Below are 23,647 nucleotides of genomic sequence, written 5' to 3'. Positions count from 1 at the left end.
TAAAGGAAAACTTTATAGATTATTACTCTTTTATGAGGTGAAAGAATGAAAATTGCTGTTAGCGGCGGAGGAACTGGCGGTCATATTTATCCGGCACTTGCGCTTATAAGACAAATTCAGAAAGAACATAAGGATGCTGAATTTTTATATATTGGAACTGAAAAGGGGCTTGAAAACACGATTGTGAATCGTGAAAATATCCCTTTTAAATCAATACATATAACTGGTTTTAAAAGAAAAATCTCGTTGGATAATGTAAAAACTGTTTTAAGGTTCCTGAAGGGCGTTCGTGACAGTAAAAAGATGCTTAAGGAATTTAAGGCGGATGTTGTCATCGGTACAGGCGGATATGTATGCGGTCCTGTTGTATATGCTGCTTCCAAGCTTGGCATCCCTACCATTATTCATGAGCAAAACAGCGTCCCTGGATTAACCAATAAGTTTTTAAGCAGATATGTAGATAAAATCGCAGTTTGTTTTGAAGAAGCAAAGGCTTTTTTTCCGGAAACTAAAACCGTCATGACGGGGAATCCCCGTGCATCAGAGGTATTGGGTCAGGATGGAATCAGGGGAAGGCTGTCTGCAGGATTAAAGACAGGTGTTCCTGCTGTGTTAATATTTGGCGGCAGCAGAGGAGCAAGGCCAATAAATGAGGCAGTATTAAAAACACTGGCTGAGCTTGGTGAAAAGCCATATCAGGTTCTTTATATTACAGGGGATGTGCACTATGATGATGTACAGAAAGAAGTAGAACTTGTAGGGAATCCCGAAAACGTAATAATCAAACCATTTATTCACAATATGCCAGAAGTGCTGACCGGAGCCAGCCTTGTCGTATCACGTGCAGGGGCCACCACTTTGGCAGAAATAACTTCTTTAGGCATACCAAGCATATTAATCCCAAGCCCATATGTAACAAATAACCACCAGGAAAAAAATGCAAGAGCGCTTAGTGACAATGGTGCTGCAGAGTTATTACTTGAAAAAGAATTAACAGGCAAAAAACTTATTGATAGCATTGACCGAATTATTCTCGATAAAGACAAAATGGATAGCATGAAGGAAGCTTCGAGAAAGCTTGGAATCCGGGATGCATCAAATAGACTTTACAAATTAATGGCAGAATTGGTTTCAGATAGCGGGAAGTAGCCCTGAATCGTAAATTTGCATAGAATAAATAAATTCAGGTTGAAATCAATAGAAAGGGAGGTAAATATGGACGAATTTATCAGCAAACTTAGAGAATTAAACATTGGAACAATCAAAGAAAATGAACCGATGGCTAATCATACAACAATGAAGATTGGTGGTCCCGCCGATTTGTTTATTGAGCCTTCTTCCATAGAAAACCTGGCAAAAGCGATGGAATTGATCCGTCAATATCAATTGAACTGGAGAGCGATTGGAAGAGGCTCGAATCTGCTCGTATCTGATGGCGGCATAGAAGGCGTGGTCATTAAATTGGGCCGCGGCATGGACCACATGGATCTTAATGGAACGGAGCTGAGAGCTGGCGGCGGTTATTCATTGGTTGCGCTCTCCACGATAATCAGTAAAAAAGGCTTGTCAGGACTTGAGTTTGCCAGCGGGATTCCCGGGTCGGCAGGCGGAGCAGTTTATATGAACGCTGGTGCTCACGGTTCAGATATTTCCCGAATTCTGACCAAGGCACATGTTCTTTTTGAGGATGGGAAGATGGGCTGGCTCACGAACGAAGAAATGGAATTTTCTTATAGAACCTCTGTTCTTCAAAAGAAGCGTCCAGGAATTGTTCTTGAGGCCATCTTTCAGCTTACAGAGGGAGACCGGGAAAAAATATCCTCCGCTATGCAGAAGAATAAGGATTACAGGAAGGAAACTCAGCCTTGGAACTTTCCCTGTGCAGGGAGTATTTTCCGTAACCCGCTGCCTGAATATGCCGGCCAGCTCATTGAAAAAGCGGGCTTGAAAGGCCACTCCATCGGAGGTGCTCAAATTTCCAATATGCATGGGAATTTCATCGTGAATGCAGGAGATGCAAAAGCGGAAGATGTTCTAGCGCTTATTCAGCATATTAAGGATACAATCTTTGATATGTACGGAGTGAAAATGGAGACAGAAGTGGAAATAATCGGTCGAAAGTAACGGGAAATAATACCTCGCAGATACCATTTATTGTGATATAATGATTAATTAGATAACAGTAAATGCAGTGTAAACGGCATGTTTCACATGCCGTTCTCTTCCCTGATTTTTTTATTGCAAATTGTGCTGGACAAGCCACTTGATTGTTTTAATTTATTGTCCTTGCGCTTTTCCTGATGGGGTGATAAATGTGGAGAAAAGTAAGGTTGTCTCGCTGGAGGATCGAATCCCGAAGCTTAAACAGCAAAGAAAAAAGAAAGCGAACAGAAGACTGATCTTTTTGCTGCTGCTTTTTTTCTCGCTGATTGTTTTAGTTATCTACTTTCAATCGCCCTTAAGCCATATTAAACAAATTAAAGTATCCGGCAATTCAATTTATGATAAAGAAGAAATTATTCAAATCAGCGGTGTTACTGAAAAAACAAATATTTGGAAGGTTGACGAAGAGGGAATGGAGGGTAAGCTTAAAGAGCTGCCTGAAATAAAATCTTCAGCTGTTAAGGTTCAGCTGCCAAGCACAATCATTATTCAGGTAGATGAATTAAAGCGCATTGCCTACATAGCGAAAGAGAAGCACTACCTTCCAGTTATGGAGAATGGGAACATATTAAAGGATGAAAAAGCTGCAGAGATCCCTGTTAACGCACCAATCCTGCATGGCTTTTCTGAGGGTGACATCCTTGATATGATGATCGGAGAACTTGAAACTCTGCCCGAAGAGGTATTAAATTCAATTTCCGAAATCCATCACTCTCCAAAAAAGACAGATTCCAATCATATTGCTTTGTATATGAATGATGGTTTTGAAGTCAGTGCTACACTAAGAAGTTTTTCAGAAAAAATGGCACACTACCCTTCTATCATAAGCCAGCTGGATCCCGAAAAAAAGGGAATCATTGACTTGGAAGTAGGCTCTTATTTTAAAGCTTATGAAAATGAGGGAGCTGAAAAGATTGAAGAAGAAAATGAAGGTGAAGGGTAATCATGTAATATTCTCCCTGGTCTTTCTCGTGCTGGGTTACATGATGGCTTTTTCCTATCACCTTACACAGGGAGAAGAAGAAAAGCCGGCATTAAGCGGGAAACAGTGGGAAAGAGACCTGGAGCTCCGTAATCAGCTTGTTGAACTGGAGGAAAAAAACAGAGCTCTTCAAAAGGAATTAAATCAAAAGCAGGAAAACGTTCTTGATATTGAAAAGGAGCTTTCACAGGAAGCTCAGGTTTATTTTAATCTTGCCGAGGATGCTGAGAAGTACAGGATGCACCTTGGAAAAGTTAAAGTAAAGGGCCCAGGTGTTGAAGTTACTCTTGCAGATGGCGATTACGATCCCGATGAAGATAACGTTAATAATTATATTGTACATGAACACCATGTCTTTAAAGTGATTAATGAGCTCTATATTTCCGGTGCTTCCGCAGTTGCCATAAACGGGCAGAGACTGTCGCACAGTTCATATATTGTATGCAATGGACCTGTAATAGAAGTAGACGGCTATCAGCACCCTGCACCTTTTGTCGTCACTGCAATTGGTGATGCCGAAGTGCTTTCGTCAGCTCTGAATCTGACAGGCGGAGTGAAAGATACATTGGTAGATGAAAACATCCAATTCACTTTAGAGGAAAAGGGCGAAATTATCATTGAACCATTACTGGGTTCGTAAAGCCAAACCAGCATTCGTATAAAATTTGTCCACATAATAATTTATTCGGGAAAGCAAGGTGGAATTAAAGTGGACAGCAAAAAGAGGTTCAGCTTTACCTTTATAACAGTTGTAATTGGCTTTATGATTGCCATACAGTTTCAAACAGTTAAGGAACCGGCTGTCCGGGATACGAGAGATACCTGGGAGCTTAGAGCTGACATCCTTAAAGAAAAGGAACTGCAATTAAAACTTTTGCGTGAAATCAGTTCAAATGAAGAAAAGATTGCCCAATATGAAACAAAGCGCAAACAAAGCAAAGAACAAGTGCTTCGTGAGACGCTGGAGGAATTAAAAATGGAAGCCGGATTAAGTGAAGTGACGGGACCTGGCATAATCTTAACCATAGAACCGGTACATGAGGAGCTGCTCCTGGGCAAGCAGGCTGATTCTGTTTCTCCTGATTTACTCAAGCGGATGGTCAACGAGTTAAATATGTATGATGCCATGCACATTTCTATTGGAGGCAGAAGGGTCATCAACACTACCGTCATAAGGGACATAAACAGGGAGACCATGATAGACGGCTATGCCTTAAAATCCCTGCCTATTGAAGTGAAAGTAATCACTGAGAATGTTCAATCTGCCGAGAAGCTTTTTAACCGTATGCAGGTATCAAAATCTGCAGAAGAATTCTTCATTGACAATCTTCGGGTAAAGGTAGAAAAGTCTGCAGAGCTAATTACGGTTCCTGCATATGACGAGGCATTGAGAATCAGATATATGGAGCCTGTGAAACCTGATGAAGGAGGCAAATCATAATGTGGCTTCCCGTTTTAGGATTGATCATAGGTGTGATACTTGGACTTATGACAGATATAAAAGTGCCGGATGAATACTCGAATTATCTGTCCATTGCTGTTCTTGCTGCATTGGATACTCTATTCGGCGGGATTCGGGCACAGCTTCAAAACATTTATGATGAAAAAGTTTTCGTTTCCGGTTTCTTTTTTAACATCCTGCTGGCAGCAAGTTTAGCTTTTCTGGGTGTGCATCTTGGTGTAGACTTGTATTTAGCAGCAGTATTTGCTTTTGGGGTCAGGCTATTCCAGAATATTGCGGTCATCAGAAGAATATTAATTGCAAAATGGTCTCAAAACAGAGAAAAAACAGAAAAAAATGATATTTAAAAAAGGGAAAATATTAGTTTTGACGAATAATTTTATAGATAAACTAACTTATTAAAACAAACAACAGCAAAAAATGATTGTTGTTCAATATTCGGAATAGCAAAAAAAAGGAGGTGCCAGAGAATGAACAGCAATGAAATATATGTTAGTCTTGACATCGGTACATCCAGTGTGAAAGTAATCATTGGTGAAATGGTCAATGACACTTTAAATATTATTGGTGTAGGCAATGTGCATTCAGAGGGGCTGCGCAAGGGCTCTATTGTTGATATAGACGAAACAGTTCATTCTATTAAAAAGGCAATCGAACAGGCTGAGAGAATGATAGGAATGGAAATAAAAAATGTGATTGTGGGAATAACAGGCAATCATGTTATGCTTCAGCCATCCCATGGCGTTGTCGCGGTCTCGAGTGAAAATAGGGAAATAACAGATGAAGATGTTGCTAGAGTTATAGATGCGGCACAAGTTGTATCGATCCCGCCGGAAAGGGATATCATTGATGTCATTCCAAAACAGTTTATTGTCGATGGATTGGACGAGATCAGTGATCCTCGAGGAATGATTGGTGTGCGTCTTGAAATGGAAGGCACCATTATTACTGGATCAAAAACCATTTTACATAACACACTGCGCTGTGTGGAACGCGCCGGCCTTGAAATCATGGATATTACACTCCAGCCTCTGGCAGCAGGTGCATTCGCATTATCCAAGGATGAAAAAAACCTTGGAGTTGCACTTGTTGATATTGGCGGCGGCTCCACAACCATTGCCATATTCGAAAATGGCTATTTAAAGGCAACAAGTGTCCTTCCTGTAGGAGGAGACCATATTACAAAAGACTTGTCAATCGGACTCCGCACTTCTACAGAAGATGCTGAAAAAATTAAAACAAAGTATGGCTATGCGTTCTATGATCATGCATCTGAAGATGAGGTATTCAGTGTGCCCATCATCGGAAGTGATCAGCATCAGCAATTTAATCAGCTGGAAATTTCAGATATTATAGAAGCGCGAATGGAAGAGATTTTTGATCTTATTCAGCACGAAGTGAAACGTCTGGGTGCTAAAGATCTTCCTGGCGGCTATGTACTATCTGGGGGAGTGGCGAACACTCAGGGGATCCTTGAACTGGCACAGGATGTTTTCCAAAACAGAGTCCGCATTGCAATTCCGGATTATATTGGAGTGAGGGAACCGCAGTACACAACTGCTGTTGGATTGATTAAGTTCGCATATAAGAATGCTAAAATACAGGGCAGAAAAATGGAGCAGCCAGTGACTGTCCCTGAAGCAAAAGAAAACCGAGTGCAAAAACCGCAACCGCAACCGAAAACAAAGCCGGAAAAACAGCCGGAAGAAAAGATCACATCAAGAGTTAAAAAGTTCCTCGGATACTTTTTCGAATAACTTGATTTGATTCGCAAGGGTTAGGGAAACGGAATCGAAAGCCATACGGCGGATAGAAAAAGCACTGCAGCCCCATTATGGGAGTGCGTTAAAAAGCGAATCAAATAAAGGTGTTCTTAGGAATGTCGACGAATTAGGAGGATAAGTCATGTTGGAATTTGATACAAATTTGGATTCATTAGCAACTATAAAAGTCATCGGCGTTGGAGGCGGCGGTAACAATGCTGTAAACAGAATGATTGAGCATGGTGTTCAAGGTGTCGAGTTTATTGCAGTTAACACGGATGCACAGGCGCTGAATTTATCAAAAGCAGAAGTGAAAATGCAAATCGGAGGCAAGCTTACAAGGGGACTTGGGGCTGGTGCCAATCCTGAGGTAGGCAAAAAAGCAGCAGAAGAAAGCAAAGAGCAGGTAGAAGAAGCACTTAAAGGTGCGGATATGGTATTCGTTACTGCTGGTATGGGAGGAGGAACTGGAACAGGAGCGGCTCCAGTCATTGCCCAGATCGCACGCGATTTAGGAGCTCTTACTGTCGGTGTCGTTACGCGTCCATTCACCTTTGAAGGCCGAAAGCGTTCCACTCAGGCAGCCGGCGGAATTGCTGCTATGAAGGAAGCGGTTGATACCCTGATCGTCATTCCAAATGACAGGCTATTAGAAATCGTTGATAAAAGCACTCCAATGCTTGAAGCATTCCGCGAAGCAGATAATGTTCTTCGCCAGGGTGTTCAGGGTATTTCCGATTTAATCGCTGTCCCAGGATTAATTAACCTTGACTTTGCAGATGTGAAGACAATCATGTCCAATAAAGGTTCAGCCCTAATGGGAATTGGTGTGGCTGCAGGTGAAAACCGTGCAGCAGAAGCCGCGAAAAAGGCGATTTCATCTCCTTTACTTGAGACATCCATTGATGGCGCACAAGGCGTCTTAATGAATATTACCGGCGGGTCGAATCTAAGCCTGTATGAAGTACAGGAAGCTGCTGACATTGTTGCTTCGGCATCAGATCAGGACGTAAATATGATTTTCGGTTCCGTTATTAATGAAAATCTTAAAGATGAGATCGTTGTGACGGTCATTGCAACGGGATTTAATGAAGAAGTGATCCAGCCAAAGCCTATGAGGCCAGCTTTTGGACAGCCAAAATCTGCCCCAAACATGGGAACGGCTATGAAGCGTGAGCCAAAGAGAGAGGAAGCTCCACAGGAAACTGTAAGAAGCAGCCAATCTCATCAGCCTGAAGAAACGTTGGATATCCCGACGTTCCTGCGCAATCGTAACCGCAGAAGATAATATATTAATTAAAAACACCTGGAATCAGCTCGATTCCAGGTGTTTTTTACAATTGACATGAAAATTAAAGCATGGCCCAAAAATATGAGCCATGCTTATTAAACTTAAATTGATTGCGTTTCTTTTAATTGCATTGATGGCCCGAAGAATTCATAGCGGATATTCTCCTTTTTAAAGCCTGCATCAAGCAATGCTTCATACATTGCCTGCATGAAAGGAACTGGACCGCACATATAAACCATACTTTCTTTATCTTGCACGATTGTTTTTAACCACTCAGAAGTAATATAGCCTTCTTTGCTGTAGACTTTTTCCGTTTTATCTTTTTCTGTTGGATTTTCATAGCAGAAATATGGTTTAACAAATGGATTATTCTTTGCAATCTCCTGAACTTCGTCGGTAAATGCCTGTACATTTCCATTGATTGCAGCATGAACAAAAATAGTTTCATGATTTACTCCAGTTGCATCAAGATGACGCAGCATGCTGTGCATTGGTGTAATGCCTACCCCGCCGCTAAGCAAAACCACAGGTTTATCCAGATTCTCCAGAAAAAATTCTCCAGCAGGGGCACTAATCTCTATACGATCGCCTTCGTTAAGGTTATTGTGAAGATAGCTGGAAACCTTTCCGTCCGGCTTTACGGAGTTGCCTTCTTCTTTCTTTACAGAAATTCGGTAATAAGATTTTTCCGGGGAATCAGACAGGCTGTATTGGCGAATATGTGTGTATTCTTCCCCTGGAATCGTTAATTTCACACTAATATATTGACCCGGAAGATAGCCGGAAATATTACCTCCATCAGCCGGTGTGAAGTAGAAGGATGTAATCACATCACTCTCTTTCACTTTTTTTGCCACAGTGAAAGTTCTGAAATCATCCCAGCCTCCTGGCTTATGTGCTGCATCCTCATAAAGACCCTTTTCTAATCCGATGAATGCATCAGCAATCACACCGTATGCTTTAACCCATGCATTAATAATTTCTTCAGTTGCACCCTCTTGCAGAACTTCCTTAATTGCAAGAATTAAGTGTTCTCCCACAATTGGATAATGTTCAGGTTTAATTCCTAATGATCTGTGTTTATGTGCGATTTGTGTGACAACCGGAATAATAGCTTCGAGGTTATCAATATATTTAGCCGCAGCATATACTGAGTTTGCAAGTGCTTTTTGCTGACGGCCCTGTTTTTGATTAGCGTGATTGAAAATGTTTAGCAGTTCAGGGTGATTTGTAAACATTAGTTTATAGAAGGTTTTCGTAATATCTTCACCATGTTTTTCAAGTACAGGTACAGTGCTTTTAATAATTTCAATTGTTTTTGTGTCTAGCATATCAGCAAAACTCCTTTTTATTATTTTCACTGTCATTATAGTTGATAATGAAAACAAAAAATGTGATATAAATCACACCCAGTGAAAATAGGAAGGGCAATGAATAGAAAAATAATGACAAAATCCGTTGGGAATAGGGAAAATTTCTATTCTTTTGCATACAGAAAGCGACACACTTTCTTTACTGAAATGCGCTATACTTTTTTCTAACAGAATCATAGCACTTTAACTATATGAGAGAATTGGAACCTCACGTCAATCTATCAGATTCTGATTTTATCGCAGTCTAACGGGCAGTAAGACCCCTACTTCAAGACTAAGCGGAATCAACGGAGGAAAAGTGGGGGGGCAAACTGCCCGTAAAGGCCCGATTGGTTCAACTAACAATCAGCGGGGGATAAAGAAAACCCCACTGATTGAAGTTTCACTTTATAAAGGAGGAAGATAATTGACGGTCTATTTGGATGTTATCTGGGCATTGAATTTTATGTTTGATAGCCTTCTCCTTTATTTAACAGCCATAATTCTAAAAAGGGAAACCAGACTATGGAGAATTTTTGCGGGCGGCTTCATAGGATCCATCATTATTTTATTAGCATTTACACCTTTTAATGAATATTCAAGTCATCCGTTCACTAAGCTGCTATTCTCGATTGTAATGGTACTGGCTGTTTTCGGCTTTAAGCGTTTGCGTTATTTTGTAAAAGCTCTCATGACTTTTTATTTTGCTACTTTTTTAGTTGGAGGCTCTTTAATAGGAATTCATTATTTTATCAATTTTGATTTTAAGCTTTCTTCATCTGTCATGATGGCCAGTATTAAAGGCTTCGGTGATCCAATCAGCTGGCTGTTCGTGGTTCTTGGGTTTCCCCTTGCCTGGCATTTTTCAAAGAGAAATGTTGAGGGGATTGAGATGACAAAAATTCAGTATGACTCTTTAATCCTGGTGCGTGTTGTGATCAATGAAACAGAATATTGTTTCAAAGGTCTGATTGACAGCGGCAACCAGTTATACGATCCCATTTCGAAAATGCCTGTTATGTTCATATCCATAAAAGACAGGCTAGATGAGTTTCCGCCTGAAATTAGTAAGATGGCAGGAAACCCGACGGATGTCATTATGGGCAGCGAGTCAATTGGAGTGGATTGGGAGCACAAATTGAGGGTCATTCCATGTAAGGTTGTAGGACAAGAACACCAATTAATCATAGGGTTCAAGCCTGACCGGATTCTCCTTGAAAAAGAGAATGAAATAATCGAAGCAGAGCGCGGATTAATATCATTTTCCATGCAGCAGCTTTCAGCAGACGATGCGTTTCAGTGCATCGTACACCCCAAGATGCTTACAGGTAAAAGTACAATGAAGCCGGATACAAAAGTAAGTTAATATACTATACTCTGCACGAACTTAATTTAGAAGGAGGACAATTCATGAAAAAGTTAAAACTTCGCTTATCCTACTATTGGTATAAATTGTTGATTAAGCTGGGGATCAAAACAGATGAAGTATATTATATAGGCGGCAGCGAAGCATTACCTCCTCCACTCAGTAAGGAAGAAGAAGAAATGCTCCTGATTAAGCTTCCAAAAGGAGATAAAGCGGCAAGGTCCATTTTAATTGAAAGAAATCTTCGCCTTGTTGTGTATATTGCCAGGAAGTTTGAAAATACAGGCATTAATATAGAGGACTTAATCAGTATTGGAACAATTGGGCTTATTAAAGCAGTAAATACATTTAACCCGGAGAAAAAAATCAAACTGGCTACATATGCATCCCGCTGTATTGAGAATGAAATTCTCATGTATTTAAGAAGGAACAATAAAATCCGTTCTGAAGTTTCCTTTGATGAACCCCTAAATATTGATTGGGATGGCAATGAACTTCTTCTATCTGATGTTCTGGGCACTGAAGATGACATCATTACGAAAGATCTCGAAGCAAATGTTGATAAAAAGCTGCTGTTAAAGGCATTACATCAGCTTTCAGATCGTGAAAAACAGATAATGGAGCTTAGATTCGGCCTCGGATCAGGCGAAGAAAAAACTCAAAAGGATGTGGCAGATATGCTAGGAATTTCCCAGTCCTATATTTCACGTCTGGAAAAAAGAATAATAAAAAGACTTAAAAAAGAATTTAATAAGATGGTTTAGAAATTTTAAGCCGGGATTATTTTTTACAAAATTTTGCAAGGTGAAAACCTAGTGTTAATGATACTTTGACCATTTTCCCATCCGGAAGCCTGATTAGCCGGTGCATATTTTTCCTTTCCAAGGAGATACTGTTTTTTGTACAGCAGCTCCTGTGAGGAGGGAAATGGATTGACTCGAAATAAAGTAGAAATTTGCGGTGTTGATACTTCAAAGCTTCCAGTTTTAAAAAACGAAGAAATGAGAGAGCTCTTCAAGCAAATGCATAAGGGGGATATAACCGCACGGGAAAAACTCGTCAACGGCAATTTGCGCCTCGTATTGAGTGTGATTCAGCGTTTTAACAACAGAGGCGAATTTGTTGATGACCTTTTCCAGGTCGGCTGTATCGGTCTGATGAAATCTATTGATAATTTTGATCTAAGTCAAAACGTTAAGTTTTCCACCTATGCCGTTCCGATGATTATTGGGGAAATACGCAGGTATCTGCGTGATAATAATCCGATCCGTGTTTCTCGTTCTTTAAGGGACATTGCTTATAAAGCTCTGCAAGTAAGGGAACGCCTCATGAGTAAAACATCCAGAGAGCCTACAGCCGAAGAAATAGCTAAAGAGCTGGATGTGACTCATGAAGAAATCGTTTTTGCATTGGATGCCATCCAGGATCCTGTTTCCTTATTTGAGCCGATTTATAATGATGGCGGGGATCCAATTTATGTGATGGATCAGCTTAGCGATGAACGAAACAAAGATATTCAATGGATTGAAGAAATAGCGCTCAAAGAGGGAATGAGGAGACTGAATGAACGGGAAAAGCTGATTCTCAGAAAACGCTTCTTCCAGGGCAAAACTCAAATGGAAGTGGCAGAGGAAATCGGCATTTCCCAGGCACAAGTTTCAAGGCTTGAAAAAGCGGCTATCAAACAAATGAATAAAAATATTCAAAGCTAGCAGCCAATTTGGCTGCTTTTTATATTTACCGAACATTTTTCTTATAGATGCAAACATATATTGAATAAGAACATAAATTGGGAGTGAAGTGTCGATGGTGAAAATATCTGAATTTCAAATGAAGGATGTTGTAAATGTAGCTGACGGCAAAAAGCTTGGAAACATTGGGGATATAGATATTAATATAAATACAGGGAAAATTGAAGCGGTAATTATCGGAGGAGCGGGGAGAGTCCTGGGATTCTTTGGCAGAGATGCGGATATTGTCATTCCATGGAAAAATATTATTAAAATCGGTGAAGATGTCATACTTGTCCGCTATCAGGATGCGGTTGAGCCGAAATATATAGAGGATGAAGCATAAGAGTTGTTAATGGTGTCATCACTGCCCTCCTTGTGGTAAACTATAGAAAAATAAAATGGAGTTAATTGCATGGAACCATTTTCTTTAAAAACGGAAGAGTATTTTGTCATAAAAGAGTGGGCGGATCGTTTTCCTAATATAATGGCTGGTTTTACAACTAAAAATGGCGGCTTCAGCGGTAATGAATATGAAACGCTAAATGTAGGATTGCATGTGAATGACAGCTACGAAGCAGTCAGTCAAAATCGGCAGCATGCGGCTGACTTGCTTGGGTTTTCTCTTGAAAAATGGGTTGGCGCTGAACAAACTCACGGAGTTAACATAAAAAAAGTTACCGGAAATGATAGAGGGAAAGGTGCTCTTGTTTACGAGGATTCCTTTTCGGATACCGACGGCTTTTTCACATATTCTAAAGGTGTCATGATGACCCTGTGTTACGCTGATTGTGTCCCCCTTTATTTCCTGCATGAAAAGACAGGATCCATAGGCATTGCCCATGCAGGCTGGAAAGGTACTGTTGGGGGGATTGGCAGGAATATGGCTGACCTGTTTGCAGATGAAGGCATAGAATTAAGTGAGATTCAAGCCGTGATCGGGCCTTCCATTTGCGCAAACTGTTATATTGTTGATGCTCGTGTTATTTCAAAAGTGCAAAAAATACTAGAAGATGTCGATATAAAGCCATATAATCAAATTAGTGACAATCAATTCCAGCTTGACCTAAAAGAACTAAATAGGAAAATCCTTGTAAACGCAGGGATTCCACATGAAAATATCATGATTACTGCTTTTTGCACAAGCTGTCATGCAGACTATTTTTTCTCCCACCGAAGAGATAGGGGAAATACCGGCAGGATGATGAGTTTTATTGGCTGGAAGGAGGAAGCAGGAAGCTAAATGAGAGTAGAGGAAAATTTTAAGCAAATAGAGACAGCCATCCACGAAGCGTGCATAAAGGCGAACCGCAAGCCGGAAGAAATTACCGTAATTGCTGTTACTAAGTACGTTTCAGCAGAAAGGGCACAAGAAGCCTTTGAAGCAGGCATTCATCATTTAGGTGAAAACAGGGATGAAGGACTTCTTGCTAAATGGGAAGTTTTAAAGGACAGGCCAACCTGGCATTTTATCGGAACACTGCAAACGCGCAAAGTGAAAAATATTATTGATAAAGTTGACTATATTCATTCACTGGACAGGCTATCCCTTGCGAAAGAAATCGACAAGCGGGCGGATCGAAAGATAAATTGCTTTGTACAGGTCAATGTCTCAGGCGAAGCGTCAAAACAGGGAATAAATCCTGAAGAGGCAGCTGACTTTATTTCAAGCCTGGCTGATTATAAAAATCTTAATATCATTGGTCTGATGACAATGGCGCCACATACAGCAGACAAGGATTTGCTGCGTTCCTGTTTCCGGAAGCTTAAGGACCTTCAAAAACAGGTTAAAAATCTGGAATTTGATTTTGCTCCTTGTACTGAGCTTTCAATGGGCATGTCCAATGATTTTTCTCTGGCAATTGAAGAAGGTGCCACAATGGTTAGGATTGGGACAGCTTTAGTAGGCCAAGAGGGTCAGGAGGTTTAATAAAATGAGTATAAAATCAAAATTTAAAACATTTTTCTTCCTGGATGATGAATATGACTATAAGGAAGAGGAAATCATCGAAGAAGAAAGAGAGCCGGTGAAGCAGGTGCAGAAACAGCAGCAGCCAGTTCAAAAACAGAACATTGTCAGCCTTCAAAGTGTGCAGAAATCTTCTAAAGTAGTTCTTGTTGAACCGCGGGTATATGCAGAAGCACAGGATATTGCGGATCAGCTGAAAAACAGAAGAGCTGTTGTAGTCAATCTGCAGAGAATAGAAAAAGATCAGGCAAAGCGCATTGTTGACTTCCTAAGCGGAACTGTTTATGCCATCGGCGGAGACATTCAGAAGATTGGTACTGATATTTTCCTGTGTACACCTGACAATGTTGAAGTATCAGGGAACATCTCTCAGCTGATGAAAGAACAAGAATTAGAAAATACGAGGTGGTAGCACTTAATGGAATTAGTATTTGGAATATTGTCATCTGCAATTTATTATTACTCATGGGCACTGATTATTTATATTCTGCTGTCCTGGTTCCCTAATGCAAGGGAATCGGCTTTTGGCCAGTTTTTGGCAAGAATTTGTGAACCGTACCTTGAGCCTTTCCGCAAAATCATTCCGCCGCTCGGAATGATTGATATTTCTCCGATCGTGGCTATCTTAGTTTTGCGGTTTGCCACTGGAGGTTTGCAGCAGCTTTTTTATTGGATTTCATAAGACTGACAAAACAGGGCTATCAAAATGGCCCTTTTTTATTTGTGTAAAAGGAGGCCCGCTAAATTTGACCATTTATCAGCACTTCCGACCGGAAGAAAAAGAATTTATTGACCAGGTTCTTAACTGGAAGAATCTTGTGGAAAATACATATGCACCGAAGCTTACTGACTTTCTTGATCCAAGGGAGCAGCAAATCCTAAAAAGCGTCATAGGACAGGATTCGGGAATTTTATTTGCTTTATTTGGCGGAACGACAGGTGCTGAGAGAAAGAGAGCACTGATATTTCCGGATTATTATGAAAGCGATGAAGATGATTTTAAAATTCAGCTTTTTGAATTGGAATATCCAAAGAAGTTTGTTACCATTGAACACCCGCAAGTCCTCGGCAGCCTGATGTCACTGGGGTTAAAAAGAGGAAAATTTGGTGATATCCTATTTGAAGATGACAGAATCCAATTTTTTGCAGCGCAAGAAATTGAAGAGTATATCAGCCTGCAGCTGCAGTCAATTGGCAGAGCGACAGTATCTTTGAAAAAACAGCCCTTTTCTCAGGCGATCCAATCATCAGAAGTGTGGAGAGAAAGCTCCATCACCTCTTCATCCCTGAGATTGGACACAGTCATCTCAGCCGTATACAACATCTCAAGACAGAAATCCCAGCTCTATATCCAACAGGGACTCGTTAAAGTCAATTGGACACAAATAGAAAACCCCTCATTTGAATGCCGGCAAAGCGACATCATCTCAGTCAGGGGACAAGGCCGTTCCAAAATCATAGAAATAGATGGGAAAACAAAAAAGGACAAATGGAGGATTATTGCCGGGAGACAGAGATAGCTATTTATTTTTTATAAAATTGAAGGATTTTGAAACAACCTGTCGAATAAATAATCAAAAGACTATGGAGTCTGCTATAATTAAATAGAACCAGCAGGCTCAAACCAATTTACATAAGATCAACAGACCTGGGAGGTGGCACTCATGCCATTAACACCGTTGGATATTCATAACAAGGAATTCAGCAAAGGATTCCGAGGTTATGACGAAGATGAAGTGAACGAATTCCTCGACCAAATCATAAAGGACTATGAAATCCTGATCAGGGAAAAAAAAGAGCTAGAAGAAAAGCTCAACGAAACGAATGACCGCATTGGCCACTTTACCACAATTGAAGAAACACTTAATAAATCTATTGTGGTTGCACAGGAAGCTGCAGAAGAAGTAAAACGCAATGCCCACAAAGAAGCAAAGCTTATCATCAAAGAAGCTGAAAAAAATGCTGACAGGATTGTGAATGAATCCCTATCCAAAGCGAGAAAAATCGCTCTGGACATTGAAGATTTAAAGAAACAGTCCAAAGTATTCCGGACACGCTTCAAAATGCTTGTTGAAGCACAGCTTGATATGCTGAATAACGATGATTGGGATCACTTAATGGAATATAAGCTGGATTCCACTGAACTGAAATCATTAAGAGAAGAAGAAGAATCACTGGCTTGACGAAAGCTGGAAATATCGCATATAATTTTAAAACAAAGTAAATACAATGTTTATCAACAATGAGAGGGACAGTACAGTCTTTTCAAAAAGCTTATGATCAGAGGGGCATACTCACTCTGAAAGCGAGCCGGGGATGGTGGAAGCCCGGGTATAAGCAAAAGCTGGAAAATCACCCTTTAGTTCCTTGCCGAACGTACAAAAATCAGTAGGCCAAGGCGGATCATTCACGTTAAGAATGCTTTGAGCGGATGAAATTTCATTATATTTCATCTACAAGGGTGGTACCGCGGGAGAATAAAACCTTCTCGTCCCTTTTTGGGATGAGAGGGTTTTTTGTATTTTCCCGAGGTTTTTCTAAGCTTTCATTGGCTATCATGGTATTTAATGAGTTACAAACAGGAGGAAAAGGAATGGATTACAAAGATAGTTTATTAATGCCAAAAACTGAATTCCCAATGCGCGGCAATCTTCCAAAGCGCGAACCTGAAATTCAGGCGAAATGGGAAGAGATGAACATTTATGAAAAGGTCCAGGAACGGACAAAAGGCCGTCCGATGTTTGTTCTGCATGATGGTCCTCCATATGCAAATGGCGACATCCACATCGGCCATGCTTTGAACAAGATCTTAAAGGATTTCATCGTACGCTCTAAGTCGATGACTGGCTATAATGCTCCATATGTTCCTGGCTGGGATACACATGGTCTGCCAATTGAGCAGGCTCTGACAAACAAAGGTGTAAAGCGTAAAGAAATGAGTGTTGCTGAGTTCCGCGAGCTATGCGAGGAATACGCATATGAGCAGATCGACAGCCAGCGCGGACAATTTAAGCGCTTAGGTGTCCGCGGTGATTGGGAGAACCCATACATCACACTTAAGCCGGAGTATGAAGCCCAGCAAATTAAAGTTTTTGGGGATATGGCCAAAAAAGGCTATATCTATAAAGGCAAAAAGCCTGTTTATTGGTCTCCATCATCTGAATCTGCTTTGGCAGAAGCGGAAATTGAATATAAAGACAAACGTTCGCCATCTATTTATGTTGCATTTAAAGTAAAAGATGGCAAGGAAGTATTGGATCAAGATACTCATATCGTTATTTGGACTACAACTCCATGGACCATTCCGGCAAACCTTGGAATTTCAGTTCATCCTGACCTTTCTTATACTGTAGTTGAGGCAAACGGCAAAAAGTTTATGGTTGCAGAAGACTTATTGGCAGCTGTGGCTAAAGAGTTCGAATGGGAAGGTTATCAAGTTGTTCAGACGGTTAAGGGGACTGACCTTGAGAATGTGGTTGCTGAACATCCGCTTTATGGCCGTGATTCTCTTGTCATGCTGGGTGAACATGTTACAACTGATGCAGGTACCGGATGTGTTCACACTGCTCCCGGACATGGGGAAGATGATTTCCAAGTCGGCATGAAGTACGGTCTTGACGTATTATGCCCGGTAGATGATAAAGGAAACATGACAAATGAAGCTCCCGGCTTTGAAGGGTTATTCTATGATGCAGCCAATAAGCCGATTACTGAGAAACTTGAGGAAGCAGGAGCTTTATTAAAACTGACTTTTATTACTCACTCTTATCCGCATGACTGGAGAACGAAGAAGCCTGTTATTTTCCGTGCTACTGCACAATGGTTTGCATCCATTAAAGATTTCCGCAATGAACTTTTGGAAGCTGTTAAGGAAACAAATTGGTATCCTGCATGGGGTGAGACCAGACTATTTAATATGGTCCGGGATCGCGGAGACTGGTGCATCTCCCGCCAGCGTGTATGGGGAGTGCCTATTCCGGTCTTTTATGCGGAAAATGGCGAAGAAATTATCACAGATGAGACGATTGAACATGTATCAAATCTTTTCCGTCAACACGGTTCAAACATCTGGTTCGAGAAAGAAGCGAAAGAATTGCTGCCTGAAGGATTTACACATCCTGGAAGTCCGAATGGCCAGTTTACAAAAGAAACGGATATTATGGATGTTTGGTTCGATTCAGGTTCTTCCCACCAGGCAGTTCTTTTAGAGCGTGACGATTTACAGCGTCCAGCAGATTTATACCTTGAAGGTTCTGACCAATACCGAGGCTGGTTTAACTCTTCACTTTCAACTGCGGTAGCAGTAACAGGGAAAGCGCCTTACAAAGGAGTGCTGAGCCATGGTTTCACACTTGATGGTGAAGGAAGGAAAATGAGTAAATCCATCGGAAATGTAGTTGTTCCGGCAAAAGTTATGAACCAGCTTGGTGCGGACATTTTGCGTTTATGGGTGGCTTCAGTTGATTATCAGGCTGATGTCCGGGTATCTGATGCTATTCTGAAGCAGGTTGCAGAAGTGTATAGAAAGATCCGCAATACTTTCCGCTTCTTGCTTGGAAATCTGGATGATTTTAATCCATCAGCAGACTTGGTCTCCTTTGAGAACCTGCGTGAAGTGGATCAGTTTATGCTAGTGAAGCTGAACAAGCTAATCAAGAGCGTTCGCGATTCCTATGATCGCTATGAATTTGCCAGCATCTACCATGCTGTAAACAATTTCTGTACATTGGACCTTAGTGCATTTTACCTTGATTTTGCAAAAGATGTCCTTTATATTGAAGCAAAAGATAATGCAGAACGCCGTGCAATCCAAACTGTTCTTTATGAGAGCCTGATTGCTCTTACGAAGCTTGTTGCACCTATTCTTTCCCATACATCTGATGAAGTTTGGAGCTTTATTCCGAATGTGAAAGAAGAAAGTGTTCAATTAACAGATATGCCTGAATATACAGAGCTTACGAACGCTAAACAGCTGGAAGAAAAGTGGTCTGCATTCATGAAGCTTCGCAATGATGTCCTTAAGGCATTGGAAGAAGCACGTAATGAGAAAGTGATCGGCAAATCCCTTACTGCTAAAGTAACACTTTATGTAAATGATCAAGCCAAGAGCCTTCTGGATTCAATTCAGGAAAATCTTCAGCAGCTCTTTATCGTATCTGGATTTGAAGTAGCAGGCAGTCTTTCAGATGCTCCTGAAAATGCCGTGAAATTTGAAAACACTGCTATTGTTGTTTCCAAAGCAGAAGGCGAAACATGCGACCGCTGCTGGACAGTCACTCCAGAAGTTGGCAAAACAGAAGGATATGACACGCTTTGCCCTCGCTGTGCTGATGTTGTAAAAAATAATTACAGCCACTTGGCTTAAATACCGGCAGTCCCTCAAATATTGGGGGACTGTTTTTAATTGAATTTCTTCAAATCCTTTTTATAAATAATTCCACCTTCACTAAATGTTGTGCCCTTTGCTAAAAGTTTGTCCGTGTCTGAAATCCCTTCAGAGAAAATAATAAAGTAAACATCTCAGAACGGAGGAAAAAGCATGGATGCAAAAGCAGAAGGGCTATATACAGAACTCCGTAATACAAGACAGGAAATTTTGGAAAAGCTTATGGAAGGCAACAGTTCCCCGTTGATAAAACCTATTTTATTGGAAGAGCTGCATGATATTGAACAAACACTCGCCAAAATTGAATCAGGAAAATTTGGTAAGTGTGAAATTTCAGGTGAGCTGCTGCCGGAAGATTTGCTTCAGGTGATTCCTACTTTAAAAACAATGGAGGATTGCAGCAGGCTGGGGAATTTCTACAGAAAATCTATTTTCCACTGAGTATAAGCGTGTGCTGTGTTTTTTATTCAGATTGTGCTAAAATGCAAAGGTAATGATATGAGATATGGGGGTTGCCTTTGTGTTTTATTACATAATTGCATTGTTCGTTATTGCACTTGATCAGTTTACGAAGTGGCTGATTGTAAAGAACTTTGAATTAGGGGAAAGTGTTAAAGTTATTGAAGACTTTCTTTATATTACATCGCACCGCAACCGTGGCGCTGCCTGGGGCATCCTGCAGGGGCAAATGTGGTTTTTCTACGTTATAACCGTTATTGTCATAATTGGTATCATTTATTACATTCAAAAAGCAGCCAAAGGCAAATTGCTTCTTGGAGTCTCTTTGGGCCTGATGCTGGGCGGAGCAATTGGAAACTTTATTGACAGGGTATTTCGAAAAGAAGTGGTGGATTTCGTAAACACTTATATTTTTGGCTATGACTTTCCCGTTTTCAATATTGCTGACTCGGCGCTGGTCATTGGTGTAGGACTATTGATGATTCAGATGCTGCTTGAAGAGAGAGAAGCAAAGAAAAAGGAGAAATCTTATGGAGAAAATGGAACACCTCATTCCTGATGAACAGGCAGGAGAAAGAATAGATAAAGTGTTATCCACATTGAATGCGGATTGGTCAAGAACTCAGGTACAGCAATGGATCAAGGATGGCAATGTTTTAGTGAATGGCCAAAATCCTAAAACCAATTACAAATGTTCCGCAAACGATAAAATTGAAATATCTATACCTGAACCAGAAGAACTGGATGTAGTGCCTGAAGAAATGGATTTGGATATTTATTATGAAGACCAGGATGTCCTCGTTGTAAATAAACCGAAAGGAATGGTTGTCCATCCTGCAGCCGGGCATGGAACAGGAACACTTGTAAATGGTCTTATGGCTCATTGCAAAGACTTATCAGGAATTAATGGGGTCATGAGGCCCGGAATAGTTCATAGAATAGATAAAGATACGTCGGGACTTCTCATGGTTGCAAAGAATGATATGGCACATGAGAGTCTTGTGAACCAGCTGATGAACAAAACTGTTACACGTAAGTACCGGGCCATTGTCCATGGAGTTATTCCACACGACTACGGTACTATTGATGCGCCAATCGCCCGTGATCCCAAAGATCGTCAAAGTATGAGCGTTGTGGACAATGGAAAACATGCAGTTACGCATTTTCAGGTCATTGAGCGTTTCAGGGATTTCACACTGGTGGAATGCCAGCTGGAAACGGGGAGAACACATCAAATCCGGGTTCATATGAAATACATTGGCTATCCTCTGGCAGGAGATCCTAAATACGGTCCCAGAAAGACACTTGATATCGGAGGACAGGCACTTCATGCAGGCGTTCTTGGCTTTGAACATCCACGTTCTGGCGAGTACCTTGAATTTGAAGCATCTGCACCTGCTTATTTTAAGGAACTATTAGAGAACCTGGCAAATAATCGTTGACAATTGTCCAATTGTGCTATATGATGTCTATAGTTGAATAAGTCCTTTAAAACAGTCCCGTGAGGCTGGGAAGGAAACGGATTGAATAAGGAGAATTGTGTCCTTATTCTGCAGAAAGAAGTCGTTTACCCTCTCACCTGATCGGTGAGAGGGTTTTTTGCATATAAAATCTGATAATAGGGGTGATCATGATGCAGCAGCAAAAAGCAATTGTTTTGGATGACCAGGCAATCAGGAGAGCGCTGACAAGGATTGCTCATGAAATCATAGAGAAAAATAAAGGAATTGAAAATTGCATTCTGATTGGCATCAGGACCAGGGGGATTTACCTGGCGAACCGCCTGGCGGAAAGAATTGAACAAATCGAGGGAGCCAAAATTGATGTAGGCGAACTTGATATCACTCTCTATAGAGATGATCTTACGAAAAAGACTGAAAATCAGGAGCCGCTTGTCAAAGGCTCCGATGTTCCAAAAGATATTAACGATCAGAAGGTGATCCTGATCGATGATGTTCTTTATACAGGAAGAACAGTTAGAGCTGCCCTTGATGCGCTGATCGATATTGGGAGGCCATCTCAGATTCAGCTTGCAGTCCTTGTGGACCGCGGCCATAGGGAGCTTCCGATAAGAGCTGATTATGTAGGAAAGAACATTCCAACCTCCAGTTCGGAAAAAATTGTGGTCGAGCTGAAGGAAGTGGATGAAAACGACCAGGTAAGTATATTTGAAAATTAAATAGCCCTTTTAAATGCAGTCCTGAGAGGCTGGCAAAGGGGAACACAGCAGAATCGGTCTGTCTTTTGCTGTGCTCTTGCACCCTCTTTGCACTCCTGCAAAGAGGGTTTTTTAATAAAATGCAGAGGAGAGATCGTAATGAATAAACCTATTTTAGATATAAAGGATGTTCCAAAACCAGCCCATTGGCTGACATTAAGTTTACAGCATTTATTCGCAATGTTCGGGGCTACTATACTTGTACCATACTTAGTAGGATTAAATCCTGCCATTGCGCTAATCTCAAGCGGACTGGCAACGATAGCCTTTCTAATCATTACAAAATGGCAGGTGCCGGCATACCTTGGTTCATCTTTCGCATTCATTGCCCCGATCATAGCTGCCAAAGCAGCCGGTGGTCCGGGTGCTGCCATGATCGGCAGCTTCATGGCTGGACTTGTGTATGGGGCTGTAGCCCTGATCATCAAAAAATCAGGATACCGCTGGATTATGAATTTGCTTCCGCCAATTGTGGTAGGACCTGTGATTATTGTAATCGGATTGGCTCTGGCTGGTACAGCAGTCGGTATGGCTATGAATAACCCTGAAACCGGGGAATACAGCATGCTGCATTTCTCAGCAGCGCTTATCACTTTAGGTGCAACAATCATCTTTTCCATCTATGCAAAAGGCATGCTCAGTATGGTGCCGATTCTGGCAGGAATCATCATCGGCTATGTTTACTCACTGGCTGTGGGCCTAATCGACTTCTCGCTTGTACAGCAGGCAGCCTGGTTCGAGATGCCGGAATTCTTATTCCCGTTCGCAGATTATGAAGTGAGGATAACCCTGGATCTTGCGCTTCTAATGATTCCAGTAGCTGTTGTGACAATCTCTGAACATATCGGCCATCAGCTTGTCCTTGGAAAAGTAGTTGGAAAAGATTACATTAAAGAACCGGGTCTTCACCGTTCCATCCTTGCTGATGGAACAGGAACAATGATCTCGGCATTAATCGGGGGTCCGCCAAAGACAACTTACGGTGAAAACATTGGTGTACTCGCCATCACGAAAATTTACAGTGTTTATGTACTTGCGGGTGCTGCAGTCATTGCCATCATCTTCGGATTCATTGGCAAGGTGACAGCACTGATCAGCTCGATCCCTACTCCAGTAATGGGCGGCGTATCGATCCTGCTGTTCGGGATCATCGCTTCATCAGGATTAAGAATGCTGGTTGACAGCAAAGTGGATTTTGGAAACAACCGCAATCTGGTTATCGCATCAGTCATCCTTGTCCTGGGAATTGGGGGAGCTCATATCGAGATTTGGGCATTCAAACTGGAAGGAATGGCACTGGCAGCAATCAGCGGTGTTCTCCTGAACCTGATTCTCCCTGGCAGGGAAGAGGCTAAGGAAGATATGTTTGAAACAGAATACGAAAAAAAAAATAATGTAGCTTAATGCTTTTTAACTAAGTCCCGAGAGGCTTAAAAGGGTGTTGGCGGCAAACCTGGCTATACGGTATCAGTGTATCCGTATATCCGGCTGCCTCAACTTTGCAGC

The 23,647-nt window shown here is 41.2% G+C and carries 25 protein-coding genes and 1 other annotated feature; of the genes, 24 read left to right on the top strand and 1 reads right to left on the bottom strand.

Annotated elements, in window-relative coordinates; all coding sequences use genetic code 11:
- The first annotated feature begins 45 nt into the window (after positions 1-45).
- The 8 genes from murG (at position 46) to ftsZ (ending at position 7,658) form a co-directional block, all read left to right on the top strand.
- Positions 46-1,149 carry an undecaprenyldiphospho-muramoylpentapeptide beta-N-acetylglucosaminyltransferase gene (gene murG, locus NYE23_RS12430; protein ID WP_341078218.1) on the top strand — a complete coding sequence of 368 codons (1,104 nt, stop codon included), beginning with the start codon at positions 46-48 and terminating at the stop codon, positions 1,147-1,149.
- A 66-nt stretch (positions 1,150-1,215) separates the two neighbouring features.
- Positions 1,216-2,124 carry a UDP-N-acetylmuramate dehydrogenase gene (gene murB, locus NYE23_RS12425; RefSeq protein ID WP_341078215.1) on the top strand — a complete coding sequence of 303 codons (909 nt, stop codon included), beginning with the start codon at positions 1,216-1,218 and terminating at the stop codon, positions 2,122-2,124.
- Between the two features lie 190 nt (positions 2,125-2,314).
- On the top strand, positions 2,315-3,106 hold the full coding sequence (locus NYE23_RS12420) for a cell division protein FtsQ/DivIB (protein ID WP_341078214.1): 792 nt from the start codon (positions 2,315-2,317) through the stop codon (positions 3,104-3,106).
- Entirely contained in the window at positions 3,054-3,785 is a 732-nt protein-coding gene (locus NYE23_RS12415) for a DUF881 domain-containing protein (RefSeq protein ID WP_341078212.1), read from the top strand. The genes NYE23_RS12420 and NYE23_RS12415 overlap by 53 nt, the downstream gene beginning before the upstream one ends.
- A 69-nt stretch (positions 3,786-3,854) precedes the next feature.
- Complete coding sequence (locus NYE23_RS12410; protein ID WP_341078210.1) at positions 3,855-4,586, top strand: DUF881 domain-containing protein; 732 nt, start codon at positions 3,855-3,857, stop codon at positions 4,584-4,586.
- Positions 4,586-4,954, top strand: a complete 369-nt coding sequence (locus NYE23_RS12405) for a small basic family protein (RefSeq protein WP_019381715.1) — start codon at positions 4,586-4,588, stop codon at positions 4,952-4,954. The genes NYE23_RS12410 and NYE23_RS12405 overlap by 1 nt, the downstream gene beginning before the upstream one ends.
- Before the next feature lie 123 nt (positions 4,955-5,077).
- The gene (ftsA, locus tag NYE23_RS12400) at positions 5,078-6,364 is read left to right on the top strand and encodes a cell division protein FtsA (RefSeq protein ID WP_251169839.1); all 1,287 of its coding nucleotides are present in this window, start codon (positions 5,078-5,080) and stop codon (positions 6,362-6,364) included.
- A gap of 148 nt (positions 6,365-6,512) precedes the next feature.
- A complete protein-coding gene (gene ftsZ / locus NYE23_RS12395; RefSeq protein WP_341078209.1) occupies positions 6,513-7,658 on the top strand; it encodes a cell division protein FtsZ in 1,146 nt (381 codons plus the stop codon).
- 104 nt (positions 7,659-7,762) lie between these two features.
- Here the strand turns inward: ftsZ and hmpA are convergent, their stop codons facing one another.
- Entirely contained in the window at positions 7,763-8,992 is a 1,230-nt protein-coding gene (gene hmpA / locus NYE23_RS12390) for an NO-inducible flavohemoprotein (protein WP_341078208.1), read from the bottom strand.
- Between the two features lie 448 nt (positions 8,993-9,440).
- Here hmpA and spoIIGA point away from each other — a divergent pair, with 448 nt between their 5' ends.
- The 16 genes from spoIIGA (at position 9,441) to NYE23_RS12310 (ending at position 23,545) form a co-directional block, all read left to right on the top strand.
- Complete coding sequence (spoIIGA, locus tag NYE23_RS12385; protein WP_341078207.1) at positions 9,441-10,379, top strand: sigma-E processing peptidase SpoIIGA; 939 nt, start codon at positions 9,441-9,443, stop codon at positions 10,377-10,379.
- Positions 10,380-10,423: 44 nt separating this feature from the next.
- Complete coding sequence (gene sigE, locus NYE23_RS12380) at positions 10,424-11,143, top strand: RNA polymerase sporulation sigma factor SigE (protein ID WP_009330857.1); 720 nt, start codon at positions 10,424-10,426, stop codon at positions 11,141-11,143.
- A 168-nt stretch (positions 11,144-11,311) separates the two neighbouring features.
- Complete coding sequence (sigG, locus tag NYE23_RS12375) at positions 11,312-12,091, top strand: RNA polymerase sporulation sigma factor SigG (RefSeq protein WP_341078205.1); 780 nt, start codon at positions 11,312-11,314, stop codon at positions 12,089-12,091.
- 94 nt (positions 12,092-12,185) lie between these two features.
- Positions 12,186-12,455 carry a YlmC/YmxH family sporulation protein gene (locus NYE23_RS12370; protein ID WP_341078203.1) on the top strand — a complete coding sequence of 90 codons (270 nt, stop codon included), beginning with the start codon at positions 12,186-12,188 and terminating at the stop codon, positions 12,453-12,455.
- A 69-nt stretch (positions 12,456-12,524) separates the two neighbouring features.
- A complete protein-coding gene (pgeF, locus tag NYE23_RS12365) occupies positions 12,525-13,352 on the top strand; it encodes a peptidoglycan editing factor PgeF (RefSeq protein WP_341078202.1) in 828 nt (275 codons plus the stop codon).
- Positions 13,353-14,039, top strand: coding sequence for a YggS family pyridoxal phosphate-dependent enzyme (locus NYE23_RS12360; RefSeq protein WP_341078200.1), 687 nt, complete (start codon positions 13,353-13,355; stop codon positions 14,037-14,039).
- A gap of 4 nt (positions 14,040-14,043) precedes the next feature.
- The gene (locus tag NYE23_RS12355; RefSeq protein ID WP_048007904.1) at positions 14,044-14,490 is read left to right on the top strand and encodes a cell division protein SepF; all 447 of its coding nucleotides are present in this window, start codon (positions 14,044-14,046) and stop codon (positions 14,488-14,490) included.
- Positions 14,491-14,496: 6 nt separating this feature from the next.
- Positions 14,497-14,760 carry a YggT family protein gene (locus NYE23_RS12350; protein WP_009330847.1) on the top strand — a complete coding sequence of 88 codons (264 nt, stop codon included), beginning with the start codon at positions 14,497-14,499 and terminating at the stop codon, positions 14,758-14,760.
- A gap of 64 nt (positions 14,761-14,824) precedes the next feature.
- Entirely contained in the window at positions 14,825-15,598 is a 774-nt protein-coding gene (locus tag NYE23_RS12345; RefSeq protein WP_341078196.1) for a YlmH family RNA-binding protein, read from the top strand.
- Between the two features lie 144 nt (positions 15,599-15,742).
- Positions 15,743-16,261 carry a DivIVA domain-containing protein gene (locus NYE23_RS12340; RefSeq protein WP_048007906.1) on the top strand — a complete coding sequence of 173 codons (519 nt, stop codon included), beginning with the start codon at positions 15,743-15,745 and terminating at the stop codon, positions 16,259-16,261.
- Positions 16,262-16,311: 50 nt separating this feature from the next.
- Positions 16,312-16,577, top strand: a binding site (T-box leader).
- Between the two features lie 94 nt (positions 16,578-16,671).
- Positions 16,672-19,443 (top strand): isoleucine--tRNA ligase, encoded by a 2,772-nt coding sequence (gene ileS / locus NYE23_RS12335; protein WP_341078193.1) that lies wholly within the window; start codon positions 16,672-16,674, stop codon positions 19,441-19,443.
- A gap of 174 nt (positions 19,444-19,617) precedes the next feature.
- Positions 19,618-19,905, top strand: coding sequence for a hypothetical protein (locus NYE23_RS12330; RefSeq protein WP_341078191.1), 288 nt, complete (start codon positions 19,618-19,620; stop codon positions 19,903-19,905).
- 79 nt (positions 19,906-19,984) lie between these two features.
- Positions 19,985-20,482 carry a signal peptidase II gene (gene lspA / locus NYE23_RS12325; RefSeq protein WP_341078188.1) on the top strand — a complete coding sequence of 166 codons (498 nt, stop codon included), beginning with the start codon at positions 19,985-19,987 and terminating at the stop codon, positions 20,480-20,482.
- Entirely contained in the window at positions 20,454-21,365 is a 912-nt protein-coding gene (locus NYE23_RS12320) for an RluA family pseudouridine synthase (protein WP_341078187.1), read from the top strand. The genes lspA and NYE23_RS12320 overlap by 29 nt, the downstream gene beginning before the upstream one ends.
- Before the next feature lie 188 nt (positions 21,366-21,553).
- Positions 21,554-22,102, top strand: a complete 549-nt coding sequence (gene pyrR / locus NYE23_RS12315; protein WP_341078185.1) for a bifunctional pyr operon transcriptional regulator/uracil phosphoribosyltransferase PyrR — start codon at positions 21,554-21,556, stop codon at positions 22,100-22,102.
- 138 nt (positions 22,103-22,240) lie between these two features.
- Positions 22,241-23,545: a solute carrier family 23 protein gene (locus NYE23_RS12310; protein WP_341078182.1), complete on the top strand. Its 1,305-nt coding sequence runs from the start codon at positions 22,241-22,243 to the stop codon at positions 23,543-23,545.
- Positions 23,546-23,647: the final 102 nt, after the last annotated feature.

This window comes from Cytobacillus sp. FSL H8-0458 (assembly GCF_038002165.1).
Lineage (GTDB): Bacteria > Bacillota > Bacilli > Bacillales > Cytobacillaceae > Cytobacillus.
Note: the sequence above shows the minus strand (reverse complement) of the source record. Positions and strands in the feature narration are given on the sequence as shown.

Coding starts and splice junctions, on each gene's coding strand:
- murG (WP_341078218.1), top strand. CDS start 46: ATGAAAATTGCTGTTAGCGGCGGAGGAACTGGCGGTCATATTTATCCG.
- murB (WP_341078215.1), top strand. CDS start 1,216: ATGGACGAATTTATCAGCAAACTTAGAGAATTAAACATTGGAACAATC.
- NYE23_RS12415 (WP_341078212.1), top strand. CDS start 3,054: ATGAAAATGAGGGAGCTGAAAAGATTGAAGAAGAAAATGAAGGTGAAG.
- NYE23_RS12405 (WP_019381715.1), top strand. CDS start 4,586: ATGTGGCTTCCCGTTTTAGGATTGATCATAGGTGTGATACTTGGACTT.
- ftsA (WP_251169839.1), top strand. CDS start 5,078: ATGAACAGCAATGAAATATATGTTAGTCTTGACATCGGTACATCCAGT.
- ftsZ (WP_341078209.1), top strand. CDS start 6,513: ATGTTGGAATTTGATACAAATTTGGATTCATTAGCAACTATAAAAGTC.
- hmpA (WP_341078208.1), bottom strand. CDS start 8,992: ATGCTAGACACAAAAACAATTGAAATTATTAAAAGCACTGTACCTGTA.
- sigE (WP_009330857.1), top strand. CDS start 10,424: ATGAAAAAGTTAAAACTTCGCTTATCCTACTATTGGTATAAATTGTTG.
- NYE23_RS12370 (WP_341078203.1), top strand. CDS start 12,186: ATGGTGAAAATATCTGAATTTCAAATGAAGGATGTTGTAAATGTAGCT.
- pgeF (WP_341078202.1), top strand. CDS start 12,525: ATGGAACCATTTTCTTTAAAAACGGAAGAGTATTTTGTCATAAAAGAG.
- NYE23_RS12360 (WP_341078200.1), top strand. CDS start 13,353: ATGAGAGTAGAGGAAAATTTTAAGCAAATAGAGACAGCCATCCACGAA.
- NYE23_RS12355 (WP_048007904.1), top strand. CDS start 14,044: ATGAGTATAAAATCAAAATTTAAAACATTTTTCTTCCTGGATGATGAA.
- NYE23_RS12350 (WP_009330847.1), top strand. CDS start 14,497: ATGGAATTAGTATTTGGAATATTGTCATCTGCAATTTATTATTACTCA.
- NYE23_RS12340 (WP_048007906.1), top strand. CDS start 15,743: ATGCCATTAACACCGTTGGATATTCATAACAAGGAATTCAGCAAAGGA.
- ileS (WP_341078193.1), top strand. CDS start 16,672: ATGGATTACAAAGATAGTTTATTAATGCCAAAAACTGAATTCCCAATG.
- NYE23_RS12330 (WP_341078191.1), top strand. CDS start 19,618: ATGGATGCAAAAGCAGAAGGGCTATATACAGAACTCCGTAATACAAGA.
- NYE23_RS12320 (WP_341078187.1), top strand. CDS start 20,454: ATGGAGAAAATGGAACACCTCATTCCTGATGAACAGGCAGGAGAAAGA.
- pyrR (WP_341078185.1), top strand. CDS start 21,554: ATGATGCAGCAGCAAAAAGCAATTGTTTTGGATGACCAGGCAATCAGG.
- NYE23_RS12310 (WP_341078182.1), top strand. CDS start 22,241: ATGAATAAACCTATTTTAGATATAAAGGATGTTCCAAAACCAGCCCAT.